The 16,125-nt window shown below is 58.9% G+C and carries 14 protein-coding genes and 1 pseudogene; 14 read left to right on the top strand and 1 reads right to left on the bottom strand.

Annotated features, from left to right (window positions below; all coding sequences use genetic code 11):
- Positions 1-16: 16 nt before the first annotated feature.
- From tssF to LPW11_RS00630, 5 genes are all read left to right on the top strand, one after another.
- Complete coding sequence (gene tssF, locus LPW11_RS00650) at positions 17-1,810, top strand: type VI secretion system baseplate subunit TssF (protein WP_230996196.1); 1,794 nt, start codon at positions 17-19, stop codon at positions 1,808-1,810.
- On the top strand, positions 1,774-2,808 hold the full coding sequence (gene tssG, locus LPW11_RS00645) for a type VI secretion system baseplate subunit TssG (RefSeq protein WP_230996195.1): 1,035 nt from the start codon (positions 1,774-1,776) through the stop codon (positions 2,806-2,808). The genes tssF and tssG overlap by 37 nt, the downstream gene beginning before the upstream one ends.
- A 389-nt stretch (positions 2,809-3,197) precedes the next feature.
- Complete coding sequence (tssH, locus tag LPW11_RS00640; protein ID WP_230996194.1) at positions 3,198-5,843, top strand: type VI secretion system ATPase TssH; 2,646 nt, start codon at positions 3,198-3,200, stop codon at positions 5,841-5,843.
- A gap of 20 nt (positions 5,844-5,863) precedes the next feature.
- The gene (locus LPW11_RS00635) at positions 5,864-6,241 is read left to right on the top strand and encodes a hypothetical protein (protein WP_230996193.1); all 378 of its coding nucleotides are present in this window, start codon (positions 5,864-5,866) and stop codon (positions 6,239-6,241) included.
- A gap of 361 nt (positions 6,242-6,602) precedes the next feature.
- Complete coding sequence (locus LPW11_RS00630; RefSeq protein WP_230996192.1) at positions 6,603-7,004, top strand: CHAP domain-containing protein; 402 nt, start codon at positions 6,603-6,605, stop codon at positions 7,002-7,004.
- A 112-nt stretch (positions 7,005-7,116) separates the two neighbouring features.
- Here the strand turns inward: LPW11_RS00630 and LPW11_RS00625 are convergent, their stop codons facing one another.
- Positions 7,117-8,112: an IS30 family transposase gene (locus tag LPW11_RS00625; RefSeq protein WP_230994357.1), complete on the bottom strand. Its 996-nt coding sequence runs from the start codon at positions 8,110-8,112 to the stop codon at positions 7,117-7,119.
- 308 nt (positions 8,113-8,420) lie between these two features.
- Between LPW11_RS00625 and LPW11_RS00620 the strand changes: the two genes are divergently transcribed.
- The 9 genes and pseudogenes from LPW11_RS00620 to LPW11_RS22455 all read left to right on the top strand — a co-directional run.
- On the top strand, positions 8,421-10,499 hold the full coding sequence (locus LPW11_RS00620; RefSeq protein WP_230996191.1) for a type VI secretion system Vgr family protein: 2,079 nt from the start codon (positions 8,421-8,423) through the stop codon (positions 10,497-10,499).
- A gap of 29 nt (positions 10,500-10,528) precedes the next feature.
- Positions 10,529-11,059 (top strand): DUF4123 domain-containing protein, encoded by a 531-nt coding sequence (locus LPW11_RS00615; protein ID WP_230996190.1) that lies wholly within the window; start codon positions 10,529-10,531, stop codon positions 11,057-11,059.
- A 124-nt stretch (positions 11,060-11,183) separates the two neighbouring features.
- Positions 11,184-11,543 (top strand): hypothetical protein, encoded by a 360-nt coding sequence (locus LPW11_RS00610; RefSeq protein WP_230996189.1) that lies wholly within the window; start codon positions 11,184-11,186, stop codon positions 11,541-11,543.
- 23 nt (positions 11,544-11,566) lie between these two features.
- The gene (locus LPW11_RS00605) at positions 11,567-12,997 is read left to right on the top strand and encodes a hypothetical protein (protein ID WP_230996188.1); all 1,431 of its coding nucleotides are present in this window, start codon (positions 11,567-11,569) and stop codon (positions 12,995-12,997) included.
- Positions 12,998-13,068: 71 nt separating this feature from the next.
- On the top strand, positions 13,069-13,752 hold the full coding sequence (locus tag LPW11_RS00600) for an ankyrin repeat domain-containing protein (protein WP_230996187.1): 684 nt from the start codon (positions 13,069-13,071) through the stop codon (positions 13,750-13,752).
- Between the two features lie 127 nt (positions 13,753-13,879).
- Entirely contained in the window at positions 13,880-14,269 is a 390-nt protein-coding gene (locus LPW11_RS00595) for a DUF4280 domain-containing protein (RefSeq protein WP_230996186.1), read from the top strand.
- Between the two features lie 35 nt (positions 14,270-14,304).
- Positions 14,305-15,135, top strand: a complete 831-nt coding sequence (locus LPW11_RS00590; RefSeq protein ID WP_230996185.1) for an N-acetylmuramidase family protein — start codon at positions 14,305-14,307, stop codon at positions 15,133-15,135.
- Positions 15,136-15,244: 109 nt separating this feature from the next.
- Complete coding sequence (locus LPW11_RS00585) at positions 15,245-15,730, top strand: hypothetical protein (RefSeq protein WP_230996184.1); 486 nt, start codon at positions 15,245-15,247, stop codon at positions 15,728-15,730.
- A 140-nt stretch (positions 15,731-15,870) separates the two neighbouring features.
- Positions 15,871-16,119, top strand: a pseudogene (locus LPW11_RS22455) (FHA domain-containing protein); the annotation flags it as partial.
- Positions 16,120-16,125 lie beyond the last annotated feature (6 nt).

The raw sequence follows: 16,125 nt of genomic DNA, 5'->3' as shown, positions 1-16,125 counted from the left end.
GAGGGCGAAGGAACAGATGGGCGACGAACTGCTGCACTACTACGAGCGGGAACTTGCTTTCATGCGGGCCATGGGGGCGGAGTTTGCCGCCAGGTACCCGATGGTGGCTGCCCGCCTGCAGCTCGAGGGGGACAGGTGCGGCGATCCGCATACGGAGCGGCTCATCGAGGCGTTTTCGTTTTTGAGCGGCCGCATACACAAAAAGATCGACGACCACTTCCCGGAGATCACCGAGTCGCTCTTTCAGGTCCTCTACCCGCATTACGTTGCGCCGGTCCCCTCCATGTCGGTGGTGTGTTTCGATCCGGTGCGGCAGGCGATTCCCGCCACCGGATACACGATAGAGAAGGGGACGGTGCTCTACTCGAAGCCGGTAAACGGCTTCCCCTGCCAGTTTTCCACCGGCTATCCGGTGATGCTTTGGCCGGTGGAGGTATTGAGCGCGACGGTCGGTGACCCGGGGAAGCTCGTGGCGAAGGCCCAGCAGGCGATCGTCATCGGGTTGGGGACCACCAACGGCGCAGGCTTCAGCGAACTCGACTGCCGCCGCCTCAGATTTTTCCTGAACGGCTCGCCGCAGCACGTCTACCACCTCTACGAGGCGCTCCTGAACAATGTCTGCCACATCGAGCTCTCCTGGAGGACGCCACAGGGGAGGCAGGAGACGGTGGCCCTGACGCCGGGGGAGATCCGGCCGGTGGGGTTCAACGCGGAGGAGGCGCTGGTCCCCTTGGACGGGCGCAGCTACTCGGCATACCACCTCCTTTTCGAATACTTCTCCTTTCCGGAAAAGTTCCTCTTCCTGGACCTCTCCGGGCTGGAGAAGCTCTCCGGCCGAAGCGTCGGCGACCGCATGGAGATCTCCTTCATCCTCGAGCGGGCGAGGCCAAATCTCGTGGTGACGAAGGAGACGTTCACCCTCGGCGCCACTCCCGTCATCAACGTCTTCAAAAGGACCGCGGAGCCGATCCAGATCGACCACCAGCGGACCGAGTACCAGGTCATCCCCGACCTGCGCCGGGCGGCGGCAACGGAGGTCTTCATGGTGGAGCGGGTGGTCTCCAGCGTGGTCGGGTCGGACCGGGAGACCGTGTACCGCCCGCTGTACTCCCTGGACCACCACGCGGAGGAGGGGCGCGCCGCCTCCCGGGCGTACTGGCACCTGAAGCGCCAGCCCTCCGGCCGCGACGGCGACGACGGCACTGACGTCTATCTCTCTTTCGTCGATCTCGATTTCGACCCCACGAGCCCCGGCGCGGAGGTGGTGCACGTCCAGGTGAGCTGCACCAACCGCGACCTCCCGGCGCGCATACCGATAGGAGGCACGGACGACTTCGAAACCGAGCTCGCCGCGCCGGTGCGGGGGGTACGGTGCCTGGTGAAGCCGACACCGCCGCGAAGGCCGGCGCTCGGGGGGGAGTTGCAGTGGCGGCTTATTTCCCATCTGTCGCTCAACTACCTCTCCCTTTTGAACGGGAACGGCGAGGCGCTGAAGGAAATCCTCCGGCTGTACGATTTCGACAACTCCCCCGCGACGCGCCAGCAGATCAGCGGGATCGTCGGGATACGCTCCGAGTATGTGACGAAGAGGATCTCCTCCTCGTTTTGCCGCGGCGTGAGCGTGACGGTGACCTTTGACGAGGAGAAGTACGTCGGCACCGGGCTTTTCCTCTTTGCAAGCGTCATCGAGCGTTTCCTCGGGGAATACGTCAGCATCAACTCTTTTGTGCGGATGACGGCGGAAACGCTGCAAAGAAAGGAAAAACTGAAGGAATGGCCTCCCAGGAACGGGCACCGCATGCTTCTGTAAGGGACCGCCTTTTCGGCGAGTTCTACCGCTTCTCCTTCTACAGTGCGGTGCGGCTTCTGGAGAGTCTCGCCCCGGAGAAGGGCGGGGTGGGGGAGTGTGGCGATCTCGCCCGGGAGCCGGTGCGACTGGGGGTGAAGCCGGGTTTTTCCTTTCCCCCGAGCGACATTTGCGCCCTCACGACAGAGAAGGGGGTGACCCGGCTGGAGGTGGCCTTTTTGGGGCTGGTCGGTCCGTCGGGGGTGCTGCCGCACTGGTACAACGAGCTCGCCACGGAGCGCAGCACGCAGAAGGACAAGGAGAAGGCGCCGCTGCCGGCGTTTTTCGATCTCTTTCACCACCGGCTCCTGTCCCTCTTCTTTCTGGCGTGGAAGAAGTACCGGTGCGAAATCTCCTACCGGCCGGACGCCACCGACCGTTTCTCCTTTTACCTGCGCAGCCTGATGGGGCTAGGGACAAGCGGGGTGTCGGGAAAGCTCGGCCTCCCTGATGAGTCCCCGATGTATTACAGCGGGATCCTGTCCCGCCGGGTGCCGACCGCGGCGGCGGTCTCTGCGGCGGTGCGCTACTACTTCGGGGTGCCGGTAGAGCTCGACCAGTTCGTGGGGCGTCTCATCACGCTCGGGCCGGAGGACCGCACCGCCGTCGGCAGGGCGAACAGTCGGCTCGGCGTCGACACCGTGTGCGGATCGCAGGTGTGGGAGTCGCACACGAAATTCAGGCTGAAGCTCGGGCCGATGCCCTTCCGCAGCTACGCGCGCTTCCTGCCGGGGGGCGACCGGCTGGGGCCGCTCTTTTCCCTGGTTAAGTATCAGGTGGGGATCGAATACGAGTTCGAGGTGCGCATCATCCTGAAGCGGGAAGACGTTCCTCCCTGCCGCCTGGGAGACACGGGAGCGCAGGCGCCGCGGCTCGGCTGGTCGACCTGGCTGAAAGCCCCGGCAGTGCCGCTGGGGGCGGACCCCCACGCGACCTTTCAGGAGATGGACGCGCAGCGGTAGTAATGTAGGCCGGGATAAGCGCTAGGCGTTCCCGGCGGTCCACAGGTTCTGCGGGGGGGGCTGCGGGGTCAGGCTTTGCATTTGGGGATTTAGGGGCGGGGTCAGGCTTTGGATTTGGGGATTTAACAAGCCAAATACCAATATGCAAAGCCTGACCCCAGACCTTTGCCTTGGCCGCTAACGGTGGGCGTGAGGTATTCGACGAATGCTTTAAATTGTCAGCACTGAGACGGAGGACGTCGAAGGCAAGCCAACCTGAAGTCGTGTTTGCGGGGTCAGGCTTCGCATGTGAGGATTTAACAAACCAAATACCAATATGCAAAGCCTGACCCCACACCTTGGGTTTATTCGACGAACGTGATTGCCGTGCATTTAAATGGAGGGTACCGATGGCAAAAGCCAACCTGAAGTCGCTGATCGACAAGCTGAACGAGCCGTCTCGCGTGGCGCTGGAGCAGGCGGCGGGGCTTTGCTTGTCCCAGACGCACTACGAGATCGACATCGAGCACTTCCTCCTGAAGCTCCTGGACATCCCCAACACCGACCTGCACAAGATCCTGCGGCACTTCGAGATCAACGAGAGCCGCTTCAGAACTGACCTGACCCGCACCATAGACGGTTTCAAGACCGGTAACGCACGCACGCCGGCCCTGTCGCCGCGCATCCCTCGCATGATTCGGGAGGGGTGGCTGATCGCCTCCATCGAGCACGCCTCTGCCGCGGTCCGCTCGGGGCACATCCTGGTCGGGCTCCTCTCAGACGAGGAACTGGCCCGGGTGATGGCCGTCTCCTCCGACACCTTCAAGAAGATCTCCCTGGAGACGCTGTCGGCCAGCCTCCGGGACCTCACCGCCGGCTCGGTAGAGGACCGGGCGCAGGGCGGTCGCCAGGGCGAGCCTGAGGCGCAGGGCGCGGACCCGGCACCTGCCGCTGCGGGGACACGCGCGCTGGATCAGTACACCATCAACCTCACGGAGAAGGCGAAAAAGGGCGAGATCGACCCGGTGCTGGGGCGCGATTTCGAGGTGCGGCAGATGGCCGACATCCTGATCAGGCGCCGCCAGAACAACCCCATCCTCACGGGCGAGGCGGGGGTCGGAAAGACCGCGGTGGTGGAAGGTTTCGCCCTGAAGATTGTGGAGGGGGACGTGCCGCCGCCGCTGCGCAATGTGGAGATCAGGACCCTCGATCTCGGGTTGCTGCAGGCGGGGGCGGGGATCAAGGGGGAGTTCGAGAACCGCATGAAGAGCGTCATCAACGAGATCAAGTCCTCGCCGATCCCCATCATCCTCTTCATCGACGAGGCGCACACCCTTATCGGTGCCGGGGGCGCGGCGGGGACGAGCGATGCCGCAAACCTCCTGAAGCCGGCGCTGGCGCGGGGCGAGATGCGCACCATCGCCGCCACCACCTGGGCGGAATACAAGAAGTACTTCGAGAAGGACCCCGCGCTCACCCGGCGCTTCCAGGTGGTGAAGGTTGAGGAGCCGGACGAGGAGAAGGCGGTCATGATGATGCGGGCGGTGGCCCCTTTCCTGGAGAAGCACCACAAGGTCCTCATCACCGATGACGCGCTCGTCGACTCCGTTCGTCTGTCGCACCGGTACATCCCGGCACGCCAGCTCCCTGACAAGTCCGTGAGCGTGCTCGATACAGCCTGCGCCCGCGTCGCCATCGGCATGAGCACGGTACCCCCGGCACTTGATGACCTGAACCGGCGCCTTGCGCAGATCGAGCGCGAGACCCGGATACTGGCGCGGGAGACGACCATCGGGCGTGTGCATGACGAGCGTCTGGCGGCTCTGGAGCGGGAGAAGGAGGACGCGGTCGCGAGGCTGGAGGCGCTGCAGGCCCGGTGGCAAAAGGAGAAGGAGATTGCGGAAAAGATCATCGCGCTGCAGCAGGAGATTCACGAAGCTGCGGCCGCAGATGCCGCGGACCCGGCGGTTTCCACAAAACGCGACGAGCTGAAGGCGCTGGAGTCGGAGCTAAAAGCGCTGCAGGGTAAGGACCCTCTGGTGCAGACCGAAGTGAATGGCCAGATCATCTCGGAGGTGATCTCCGGGTGGACCGGGATCCCCACCGGCCGGATGCTGCTGGACGAGATCCAGACAGTGCTCAACATGGAGAAGCTCCTCGCCGAGCGCATTATCGGCCAGGACCACGCCCTTGCCGCCATAGCGCAGATGGTGCAGACCGCCCACGCAGGTATCGATGACCCTTCGAAGCCGACAGCCGTCCTCATGTTCGCCGGCCCGTCGGGGGTGGGGAAGACGGAGACCGCGCTCGCACTCTCCGAGCTTCTCTACGGCGGCGAGGAAAACCTTATCACCATCAACATGTCGGAATACCAGGAAGCGCACACCGTCTCCTCGCTGAAGGGGTCCCCCCCCGGGTATGTCGGCTACGGAGAGGGCGGGGTGCTCACCGAGGCGGTGCGCAAACGCCCCTACAGCGTGGTGCTTCTCGACGAGGTGGAAAAGGCGCACCCGGACGTCATGGAGCTCTTCTTCCAGGTCTTCGACAAGGGAACGCTGGAAGATGGCGAGGGGAGAAAGATTGACTTCAAGAACACGCTGATCATCCTCACCACCAATCTCGGCACCGACCTCATCATGAAGGCGTGCGCCGACGAAGAGACGCGGCCCACCTGGCAGGGGCTCGCCGAGATGCTGCGCCCCGAGCTCACCAAGCACTTCAAGCCCGCGTTTCTGGGGCGCATGAAAGTGGTGCCGTACTACCCGATCTCAGACGTGATCATGAAACAGATCGTGAAGCTCAAGGTGAACAAGATCGCGAAGCGCCTCAAGGAGAACAGAAACGTGACCTTGGGTTACGACGAATCCCTGATCGACAGCATCGCGGCCCGCTGCACCGAAGTGGACAGCGGCGCGAGAAATGTGGACCACATCCTCACCAACACGCTCCTGCCGGAGATGTCGAAGGAGATTCTGTCACGGATGGCGATCGGGGAGCAGTTCAAGGAGGTGAATGTGGCGCTGGAGGGGGAAGGCTTCGGATTTAACTTGATCTAAATCGACTGAAGGAGGTCCCAGTGGAATTTTATGAAGAGTCCAGTTGCCGATATGATGTGTCATTTGAAGAAGCCGTCCGAATAGCTCTGAGCCATGTCGACACTCCTGCTACAAGAGCTGCGGTAAGTAGTGCAGACGTTTTGAAGTTTATGGCAGTTCAACTTCAGGAGATACTTGCTTTAGCGAAAGGAGGATTGCCTACAGGTCAACAACTTGCATTCTCCCTTTCTAACAAAGCTTTAGCGATGTCAGGACTCGTGAGTAAAGACATTGGTTCAGCTTCTCTTAAAGTAGGAAACTTTTTCGTTGGCGAGATGCTGCAAACCCTGCAGCTGATGAAAGTTTGGGCTCTCACTCCTACAACAGCAATCGCTACCATAACAGCTAACTGGTATTAAAAAGTTTGCACTGGCTGTGAATTTGGCTGCTGATGACCAAAAGAGTAAGTGCATGGGGGCTTGGGCCGATCTTGCAGCGTCAGGTGTATCCACCGGTATTGCCGCACATACCATGGTCGCCGCTGGAACAGCCGCCACCGGCGTCGGTATACCATTGGCTGTGACACTATTAGTCCTATCTGTGGCTCAACTCGCTGTCACTATGTATGTCGCTCATGAAGAATGCAGCATCTAACGTGTCACCTGCGCGGTAGAAGGAGGAGAGGTGCGTGCAGAGGTAAGGCTTTTGCGGCCTCTCGTCCCGAAACGCATGGGTGCTTGAGAACAAATGGGGGGAATCTCTTTTTCCGAGGAGGAGGAAATGTCTAAGAAAAAAGAAACGCATAAAGGCGTCACTGTCCATTCCGAGCTTTTGAACGCGGGGGGACCTCATGCAGGAAATTGTGTTGGATACCTACGAAATATCAAGCGGGTTCATCTCCCATCCTCAAACCTCACATCCTGGGCTGAGAAGCTGAGATTGGCGGAGACGAAAAAGGCGAAGAAAGGGAGAGTAGCAGTCATAGAGGTCACATCTGGCCCCTTCAAGGAGAATGGACACGTTGCCTTGGTTACCCATGTAGATGATGATGGCAATACCCAAAGCATAACGCTAGAAGAAGCTAACTACCCTAAGATTGGGTACTGGAGAAGAAAGGCCGAGGGCCACAATATTGATCAGATCGAGAAAGCACTCAATATTCGCGGGTATATTAAAACTTGATTTGAAGACGTCGCTGCAGAGCTTATTGCCCCTGAGATGATAGGAATTGCCAAAAGTTCATAAAACGAAAAAACGCAGCGTACGTGGCCGACTGTGGGGGGGCGGGGTGAATTCAAGTTGTAAATGCACCACCGAATGATGCACGCAGAACTTCCGCAGGAGTCCGGTAGCCGAGGCACTTTCGTGGTCGATCGTTGACCTGTTTCACGACCTGCTGAATTTCTTCCTCTGATAGGGTCCTGAAGTCGAACCCCTTCGGAAAGTAGTGCCGCAAGATGCCGTTTGTGTTCTCATTGGTGCCACGCTGCCAAGACGCATAAGGATCCGCGAAATACACGGTAAGCCCTGTCTTAGTTTCCAGATCTTTGAATTCCGCAAACTCACTACCGTTATCAACGGTTACTGTCTGGCAGAGGATCTCGGGCAGAGGGCTGAAGCACCTCGCGCTATGATCCGTCATGGTTGCGGCCCTTCTGTCTGCGAGTCTTGCGGCAAGTAAAAAGCGGCTCTTGCGCTCAACGTACGTGGCAAGGTTTCCTGCGCCTTTCGCACCGTGCAGCGTGTCGCCTTCCCAGTCCCCAAATCGTTCTCTGGTACCAACTACTGCCGGCCTCTCCTTAATTGAGACTCGACCCGGAATGAACCGCCGTCCTGCGCAGTAGCGCGTTTGCCTACGGCGATTCCGCCTCCGACGGCGAAGATGCTTGTGAAGCTCGCCACCTTCTCTGGCGTCTAGGTAAATCCAGCGGTAGATGGTTTCATGACTGATGCGCATCGCCCGGTCCATTGGGAAATCCATTTTGAGCCTGGCGGCAATGGCTTCAGGTGGCCAATCCAGCATCAATTTCTCTTCAACGTAAGCGACCAGATCGGCGTTGTCCTGCCGCCGGAAAGACCTGGGCTGGTGACGACGTTTAAGCGCAGTGCCATGCGTGAAGGTGTACCAGTAAACTCCATCGGGGTATGTCGGGCCGTTGCGCGCAATCTCGCGCATGATGCTTGTGTGATGGCGTCCAAGCCTACGGCCGATTTCGCGAAGGCTAAATTTCGCCACCTTCAAATGGCTGATGACATATCGCTCATTTTCTGTAAGATGCGTGTGGGACATGGCGGGCTCCTCCTGGGGTATGTGTTGGTCGCGCTTCACACACTACCAGATTTGCCTGTCATGTCCTGCTTTTACATCAACTGGTGCAATTAAGAATAGAATCCACCCGGGGTCAGTGGGGGGGCGGGGTCAGGCCTTGCATTTGGGGATTTCCGCGGCAGATGTAAGGCAAGTTCTTTCGCAAGGGTACTGACGAAAACCGAATACCAAAATGCAAAGCCTGACCCCAGGGCCTGCGTCTAACTACCGTAGCCCGCAGTCAACTAGAAAGGTGCACGATGGCTGATTTCACACAGGAAAGACGACATATGCGTCTGGCAACGTCCTTGGGAAAGGACGTGCTGCTGGTGGAGTCGCTCCACGGCACTGAGGGGATCTCCCGGCTCTTCTCCTACGATCTCGCGCTCGTCTCCGAAAACCAGTCCATCTCTTTCGACGACATCATCGGTACCGCGGTGACCGTTGTCATCAACCTGCGCTGGGGGGGGAAGCGGTACATAAACGGCGTGGTTTCCCGCTTTGCCCAGAGCTCCGGCGGCGGAACCACCCTCGGCGACACCCGGGTCTCCTCCTACCGTGCCACCGTCGTGCCGTGGCTCTGGCTTCTGTCGCGCAGCGCCGAGTCAAAGATCTACCAGAACATGTCGGTGCCGGACATCGCGGAGAAGATCTTCAAGGAGTTCGGCTTCTCCGACTTTGAGTTGAGGCTGCAGGGAAGCTACCAGAAGCGGGAGTTTTGCGTGCAGTACCGGGAGACCCACTTCAACTTCGTCTCCCGCCTTCTGGAGGACGAAGGGATCCACTACTTCTTTGAGCACGCGGACGGAAAGCACAAGCTGGTGCTGGCGGATGCCCCCCAGGCGAATCTCCCCTGTCCCGGGCAGAAGGGGGCGAGCTATCAGGTGCAGCAGGCGGGAAAGGACGAGGATTTCATCACCTCCCTGGAGAAGACCCAGGAGATCCGCTCGGGGAAATACAGCCTGAACGACTTCAATTTCCGGGTCCCCAATACCGCCCTGTCGGTGGAGCTACCGAGCAAGTACAAGCTCGGCCCGGGCGAGCGGGAGATCTACGACTACCCCGGCGAGTACGGTAAAAAAGTCGAGGGGGACCGGCTGGCGCGCTTTCGCATGGAAGAGGAGGAGGCGCAGATCACCTCCATCACCGGGACGAGCAGCTGCCGTGCCTTCGGCACCGGCTACCGCTTCACCTTGAACAGCTTCCACCGCAGGGAGATGTCGGGAAAGGACTTCGTGCTGACCGCTATCGAGCACCACGCGAGCCAGTCGGTGCAGTCGGGTGCGGAATTCCACTACCGCAACAGCTTCACCTGCATCCCCGCAGAGGTCCCGTTCCGTCCCCCGCGGCTTACCCCCAGGCCAACGGTGCACGGCTCGCAGACTGCGGTGGTGGTCGGCCCCGCCGGGGAAGAGATCTACACGGACGAAGACGGCCGCGTGAAGGTGCAGTTTCACTGGGACCGCGAAGGGAAAAAGGACGAGAAGAGCTCCTGCTGGATCCGGGTGAGCCAGCTGTGGGCCGGCACCAACTGGGGGGCGATCTTCATCCCGCGCATCGGCCAGGAGGTGGTCGTCGACTTCCTCGAAGGGGACCCCGACCGCCCCATCATCACCGGGCGGGTGTACAACGGGATCAACAAGCCCCCGTATCCGCTCCCGGCGGAAAAGACGAAGAGCACCATAAAGACGAACTCCTCCACCGGCGGGGGGGGCTTCAACGAGATCCGGTTCGAGGACAAGAAGGGGAGCGAGCAGCTCTTCATCCAGGCGGAGAAGCAACTGGACGTCCGGGTAAAGAAGGATTCACTCGAGTGGGTAGGAAACGACCGTCACCTTATCGTCGCAAAGGACCAGCTGGAGCAGGTGGACGGCGACAAGCACCTCACGGTGAAGGGGGACCAGAACGAAAAGGTGGAGGGGACGGTATCGCTGAAGGTTGGGCAGGACCTGCAGCAGAAGGTGGGGGCGAAGCAGGCGCTCGAAGCGGGGCAGGAGATCCACCTGAAGGCGGGGATGAAGGTCGTGCTGGAGGCCGGGGTGCAGCTGACACTGAAGGTCGGCGGCAACTATGTGAACATCGGCCCGGATGGCGTCTCCATCAAGGGGGCGATGGTGAACGTCATGGGGGATGCCCTGGTGAACGTGAAGGGGGCCATGGTCAATATCAACAGCGGCGGCTCCGCAGCCTCTGCCGGTTCCGGTTCCGGCGTCTCACCCGACGTTGCGAAGCCCCCGAAGGAAGCGGACAGGGCGGAGGCGGGAAAGAGCGACAAGCCCTCGCCGCCCCCCAAACCAAAGACACTGGGCCCGCAGGCGGCGGCCCTCAAATCGGCAGCAGAAAGCGGTGCGCCCTTCTGCGACACCTGACCATAGGCTGCCGGCCCGGGAGGCTGGAGATGATAGAGCAACGAGCAGTAAATATCCTGAAGACGCATCTCTTTTCTGGGGAGCCAAGGACGGTGTTCGCCATCCTTGACGGCGCCTCAGTGCCGGACCTCCCGGGGCACCTGGCCGCCTTCGAGCCGGAGTACGTCTGCCTCTACCGCGGAGAGCTGGAGCCGGATCTTGCCGAGATGGCACCTTACCTCGCGGTGCTGGAGCGGCACTCACCCTTTACGGAATGGGTCCTGACCAACGGATGGGGGAAGCACTGGGGGGTTTTCGGGACAGCCGAGGCCGATTTGGGGACGCTCAGGAAGCACTTTCGGCAGTTCCTTATTGTCCACGACGAGAGCGGAAAGTCGCTCTACTTCAGATACTATGATCCACGCGTGTGCCGGATTTATCTTCCTACCTGCAATTCAGATGAGCTGAAGACTGTTTATGGGCCGGTGACTTCCTATCTCACGGAAGATGATGATGCGGAAACGGCAGAAAAACTCTTTTTGACCGGATCCACGTTACGCGAGGAAAAGATCAGCCTTTGATGACTGTTCCCGGGAGCGTCGCAAAGATGATTGATCCCGCGTTGTCCGCCGTTGCTACACGAGAGAGGCTCCTGCGCCCCTCGCCATCAACTCCGCCCTGCGTGGGACGGCAGGAGGCAATGAGATGCTGGTAATAAGACACGAGCAGGTTGCTTCTTTGGGAGATGGGATCTATGCCGAGCGCATGCGCCTTTTTCTCAATGAGCACTTTCCCGAATCGAGGGAAATTCCGAAGGATGAGCTGGAACGGGAAATACTGGAGCTGACCGAACGGGCAGCATCGCATCAGCTCATCCTCGAGACCCATGTCGCTCCGTTCATCGTCGCAGCTTGGATTATGGGGCTCGACTTCGATGACCGGTTCCATTCTGTAAAGGATGTGCTGAACGATCTGGAGCTTGGCAGTGACGCAAAGGCAGAGTGGCTGTGGCGTTTCCTCGATGAGGTAACCGGGATATTGGAAGACGGTGCTGTCGGTGCATAAGAAGAATCTTCCGGGAGAGACTGATGTCATGGTTCGGTAGCACATTGACGAGCGTGTACCAGGATGCAAGCGATTCTGCCAGATCCGCCTTCAACAGCGTGGCAAAGACAACGAAAGCGGCAGCAGCTGGGCTTGAAAAGGCGGCTGTTTCCGCCGGGCGGTCTGCCGCGGAAAAGCTGCAGCACGGCGTTGTGTCCGCAAAGGAGAAAGCCCGCGAGGCTGCTCGCTATGTAAAGCTGAAGGCCCGGGATGGCGCACAATTTGTGCACAAGGAGGCCCGACGTGCAAAGGAGTATATCGGGCAAAAGGCAGACGCAGCCAAACGCTCTGTCCGGCAAAAAGTTGCTGCGGCCAAAAAGGCAGTACAGAAAAGGCTTAAGCCGCAGCCGGCAGGAGCGAGGATCCAGCACTGCCCGAAGGGCAAAAAGGCTGACCGGGTCGCAGAGCGCAAATCTAAGATCGCCAGGAGCAACGAAAAACTGCAACACATGCCTCCCGGGAAGAGCCGGGATGTGCTTGCCCATGCGGCGCAGCGGTTGGAACGCAACAATGTGGCTGTGGAGCGGGCGCGTCTCGCAGAGGATGTCTACCATGTGCGGCGGGGAGACCCGCCAGAAGGATGGGACAGGGTGAGTGACCAGGATTTGAGGAAGCTCGGGGGCACCTCCGATATGTTCCCCCAGCTAAGACCCGACTTCAACCCCGAGGAGTACAAGGACGGGTATTATCCGGAGTTGTACAAGGCAAAAAAAGATGTGTTCGGAGAGGAACGGTATGTACTCGCTTTTAGAGGCACACAAGGAAAGGACGACATTTTGGCCGACGGGGTGCAGGCTATTGGTGGGGAGACGGGGCATTACACAACGGCGATAAAAACAGCGCAGAAACTGAAAAAGAAACTCGGCGACCGCCTCGATATAACCGGTCACTCTATGGGTGGAGGCATGGCGACTGCTGCCGGTATCATTACTGGCTCCCCCACTTACGCCATCGACCCCGCAGGCGTGCACCCTGAAACCATCGAACGATTTGGAAAGGAATACACGCGAAATCTCGCCGACAGCAACGTTCAAAACTTCGTCACCGATGGCGAAGTGTTGGATACCATGCAGCAGCCCGGAGTGCAGCGTGCGGTTCTGCTGGGAATGGGAGCCGTTGCACCGCCGGCGGCAGCCGCCCTCGCACTGGCAGGTCATAGAGCCATGGCGCAAAACGGTACCCTCACCTATGCCGCAGCCGGACCGGTTTACAAGCTCCCCGTGCTGGAAAACGCGGAAGACATAGTCGCCGGAAGAAGCGAGCAAGGGATGTCGCCGGGGCTAGGTGGGAGGTTGAGGAACAGGCTTAGCTTACTGAAGAAGGCTGACCTGCATAAGACTGCTTATGTCATTGCCGGTATGGAGCAGCAAAAAGCAGATGACATCAACGTCATTGACAAGAGCCTGCGGCGATGAAACGAAAAATTTGTAGATTTACTTTCTGGTGCTCTCTATTTACTTTCGTTTCCTGCAATTGGAGTAACTCAATGGGTGGATTGGATTACAGCAAGTATTTTTCAAGTCCGAAAGAGACGGCTCTCGTCAGGGCGATTATGGACGGAGATGAAAACTCCGTGAGGGGACTGGTAGCCGAAGGAGTGAACGTCAATGCAGTCGGGGAATACGAAAATACGCCTTTAAGAGTGGCGATCAAGTCGAGGCAGAAGAAAATAGTGCAGCTATTGCTGCAGTTGGGGGGGGATCCCAATTTCAAGACGCCAAAGGGCGCTGCTGCGGCTGACGTGGCGGTCATCGAGAAGGATCCCGACTACCTCAGGCTCTTTCTGAATTTCGGACTCGACCCAAATCTGAGGAGCGGCGACGTCCCTCTCATCTTTTATGCCATTTCAGAAAACAATTGGCCCCACTACGAGATGCTATTGGCAAAGGGCGCCGATATTAATTCAAAAAACGCCGACGGTTCGACAATCCTAATGGATCTGGTCATGCAGTTGGAGTATGACCGGGCCAAGGAACTCCTCCTGAGTGGCGCGGATTTTCGCGCGGTCAATCAAACCGGACTCAGTGTGCCGGAAAATCTGGTGGAGTGCCAGCGCCGGTTCTGCTCCGACCCTAACCTTCCCGACTGCCGCAAACGGGCGGAATTACTGAAGCTCATGCAGAACCGCGGGCTGGCAGTACCGACGGACCTGCAGGGCATGGGAACTTAAGAAATACAGACAGGGAATCTGCAGAGTATGGAGCGCGAGCGGAGTGTCGCAGTCGTCGACTTCGGCGGCTTTATCCTTCTTAAGAGATGAGCGAGCTCAAGCGGGCAGTTCTTTTGGAGTGATGGGTATGCCCCAGCAAGTAGTAAACGGCGCGCAGCTTATGTGCAGCATGGGAATGGCGCCGAGCGCCCTTGTGGTGCTCCCGGTGAACCGGGTCATGTGCGGCAACCAGCCCGCCGGCAACATCATGGACCACAAGCCGATGGTGAACATCCTCCCCTTTGGCCTGTGCACCTCCCCTGCGAACCCCGCCGTTGCCGCAGCGACTGCGGCCGCAATGGGGGTGCTGACCCCCATGCCGTGCATCCCGAACACTCCGGCTCCCTGGGTGCCGGGGGCCCCCACCGTCATTGCCGCCAACATGCCCGCCCTCGACAACACCTGCAAGTGCATGTGCGCCTGGGCCGGGGTGATCCAGGTGGTCATGCCGGGGCAGGTGACCACGAATATCCCTTAGTGCTGAGGAGTTGAAGACTCTTTCTGGGGGAAGTGATGGCAAACTCGCGCTCAAGGTTTTCGCTAGGATTTGACCCCAATGCCTCCGCTTCGCGAACTCCCGGTGTCTTGGGTTTAAACGACGCCGCATCTCCTAATGCCTGTTGCCGGGGTGACAGTCCTGGGCCGCTTGGTATCAATGACCACGCTTCGCCTGAAGCGTCGAGAACCCCTGGCTCTGAGTCTCTTCCTGAGAAGGCGAAGCGCATCTCCATCCTTACCCCCAGCATGGGAGCTGACGTAAAGCTCACCGCCGAAGATTACCAGCGTGCAGCAGCCGCTCTTGGAGGTGACGTATCTGTGGCCATAATCAAAGCTTTCGCAGAGGTCGAATCTGGAGGCAAAAGCGGGTTTGGGGACAACCGCCTACCTGTTATCGCTTTTGAGGGGCACATTTTCAGAAGATACACGCACAAGAAGTACGATTACTCTCACCCTCTGCTGTCGTACAGGTACATCAGAAAAGCGGGGCCGGAATGGCAACAAAACAACAGAAGCCATGCCGCTGCATGGAAAACCTTGGACGACGCAATGAAACTGGACTTAGCCGCTGCCTTGCAAGCGTCTTCCTGGGGGATGTTTCAGGTTATGGGGTTTAACTTCGCTGCATGTGGCTACAAGACGGTAGAAAGCTTTGTTGAGGCAATGAAATTGGGTGAGAGTGGACAACTGGATGCATTCGTTGGGTACTGCAAAAGGAAGACCGGACTGATTCAGGCAATGAGAGAGAAAAGCTTCCAGACTATGGCCCGACTATATAACGGTGAAGACTATGGCAACTACGACGTGCTCATTGCAAAAAAATACAACAAGTACATCGGCACCTAAAAATTTGCGTCTACTCCGTGTAGCGACTTCTGTGATAGCCGTGACTTTCACCTCTATTACTGTCTCCGTAGCTGGCGGAGGATTCATCCCCGGGATTTACGAGGGCCTCATGCTGGCCGCAGATGAGCATGGGAACCTCACGGGCTATTATCGCGAGGAGCAGGGGGAGGAGGTCAGCAAGCGATGTTCTTTCTACCTGTCTGGGAAAGCAAAAGATGATACGGCTACAGTGGTGACTTGGAGCTATGACCGGACACTCCCTGGCCAGTTGATTGCGGTGAAAGATGGAGTTGAATTAAAGGTTCCGCTGGGCCGTGAGCATACCGGCTGCGGTCTTGTCCTCGTTCCGGAGATAGCCCGCGGCGTGGTCCTGGATCGCATCGTTAAGAAGAAGTGGGTGGAGCTAGGAGTCGTTAAAGCTGCGTCCTCCTTAAGTAACTCTTCCACGTCATCCGGAGTGTCGGCTTTTCTACCTAAAGGTGCAGTGGTCGGAGTTGTATGTAAAGGAAAAAGGAGATCACTCGTTCAGTCAGAGCGTGCCATAGGATGGATGGACTCCCGCCGTCTTGGCCAGGTTGAGCAGCCTGCCAGATAGGTGTTGAGTACAGTATGCTGCGGACGGGGTAGCCGTTTAGGTACGTGAAGGAGAGATAGGAGCAGGAGCGTAGCCGAAATAGCCTTGAAGCAGGATACTTGTGGCTGGCCTCTCACCGATAGCAGAAACGGGGCACTGCGATGTCTGATTCAATAGCAGTACGCGTTATCAAAGGGCCTCAGACGCAGGCGGCATCTTTTTCCGCCTCCTTCACCATCGGCCGCAGCAAAAGAGCCGACTATGGGGTGAAGGACCCGGCGGTGAGCCGGTTGCACGCGAGGGTTGACTTCGACGGTGCGCAGTGGTGGGTGGAGGATCTGCAAAGCGGCAACGGCACCTACCTCAATGGCACCCGCATTGAGCGCACCCGGCTTACTGACTCCGCCATCATTAAC

Source organism: Geomonas sp. RF6, from assembly GCF_021044625.1.
Classification (GTDB): Bacteria; Desulfobacterota; Desulfuromonadia; order Geobacterales; family Geobacteraceae; genus RF6.
This window is presented reverse-complemented; position numbering and strand designations above follow the sequence as displayed.

What these genes read in the sequence shown, in the direction of transcription:
- tssF (WP_230996196.1), top strand. Translation starts at nt 17, where the DNA reads ATGGGCGACGAACTGCTGCACTACTACGAGCGGGAACTTGCTTTCATG.
- tssG (WP_230996195.1), top strand. Translation starts at nt 1,774, where the DNA reads ATGGCCTCCCAGGAACGGGCACCGCATGCTTCTGTAAGGGACCGCCTT.
- tssH (WP_230996194.1), top strand. Translation starts at nt 3,198, where the DNA reads ATGGCAAAAGCCAACCTGAAGTCGCTGATCGACAAGCTGAACGAGCCG.
- LPW11_RS00630 (WP_230996192.1), top strand. Translation starts at nt 6,603, where the DNA reads ATGTCTAAGAAAAAAGAAACGCATAAAGGCGTCACTGTCCATTCCGAG.
- LPW11_RS00625 (WP_230994357.1), bottom strand. Translation starts at nt 8,112, where the DNA reads ATGTCCCACACGCATCTTACAGAAAATGAGCGATATGTCATCAGCCAT.
- LPW11_RS00620 (WP_230996191.1), top strand. Translation starts at nt 8,421, where the DNA reads ATGCGTCTGGCAACGTCCTTGGGAAAGGACGTGCTGCTGGTGGAGTCG.
- LPW11_RS00615 (WP_230996190.1), top strand. Translation starts at nt 10,529, where the DNA reads ATGATAGAGCAACGAGCAGTAAATATCCTGAAGACGCATCTCTTTTCT.
- LPW11_RS00610 (WP_230996189.1), top strand. Translation starts at nt 11,184, where the DNA reads ATGCTGGTAATAAGACACGAGCAGGTTGCTTCTTTGGGAGATGGGATC.
- LPW11_RS00605 (WP_230996188.1), top strand. Translation starts at nt 11,567, where the DNA reads ATGTCATGGTTCGGTAGCACATTGACGAGCGTGTACCAGGATGCAAGC.
- LPW11_RS00600 (WP_230996187.1), top strand. Translation starts at nt 13,069, where the DNA reads ATGGGTGGATTGGATTACAGCAAGTATTTTTCAAGTCCGAAAGAGACG.
- LPW11_RS00595 (WP_230996186.1), top strand. Translation starts at nt 13,880, where the DNA reads ATGCCCCAGCAAGTAGTAAACGGCGCGCAGCTTATGTGCAGCATGGGA.
- LPW11_RS00590 (WP_230996185.1), top strand. Translation starts at nt 14,305, where the DNA reads ATGGCAAACTCGCGCTCAAGGTTTTCGCTAGGATTTGACCCCAATGCC.
- LPW11_RS00585 (WP_230996184.1), top strand. Translation starts at nt 15,245, where the DNA reads ATGCTGGCCGCAGATGAGCATGGGAACCTCACGGGCTATTATCGCGAG.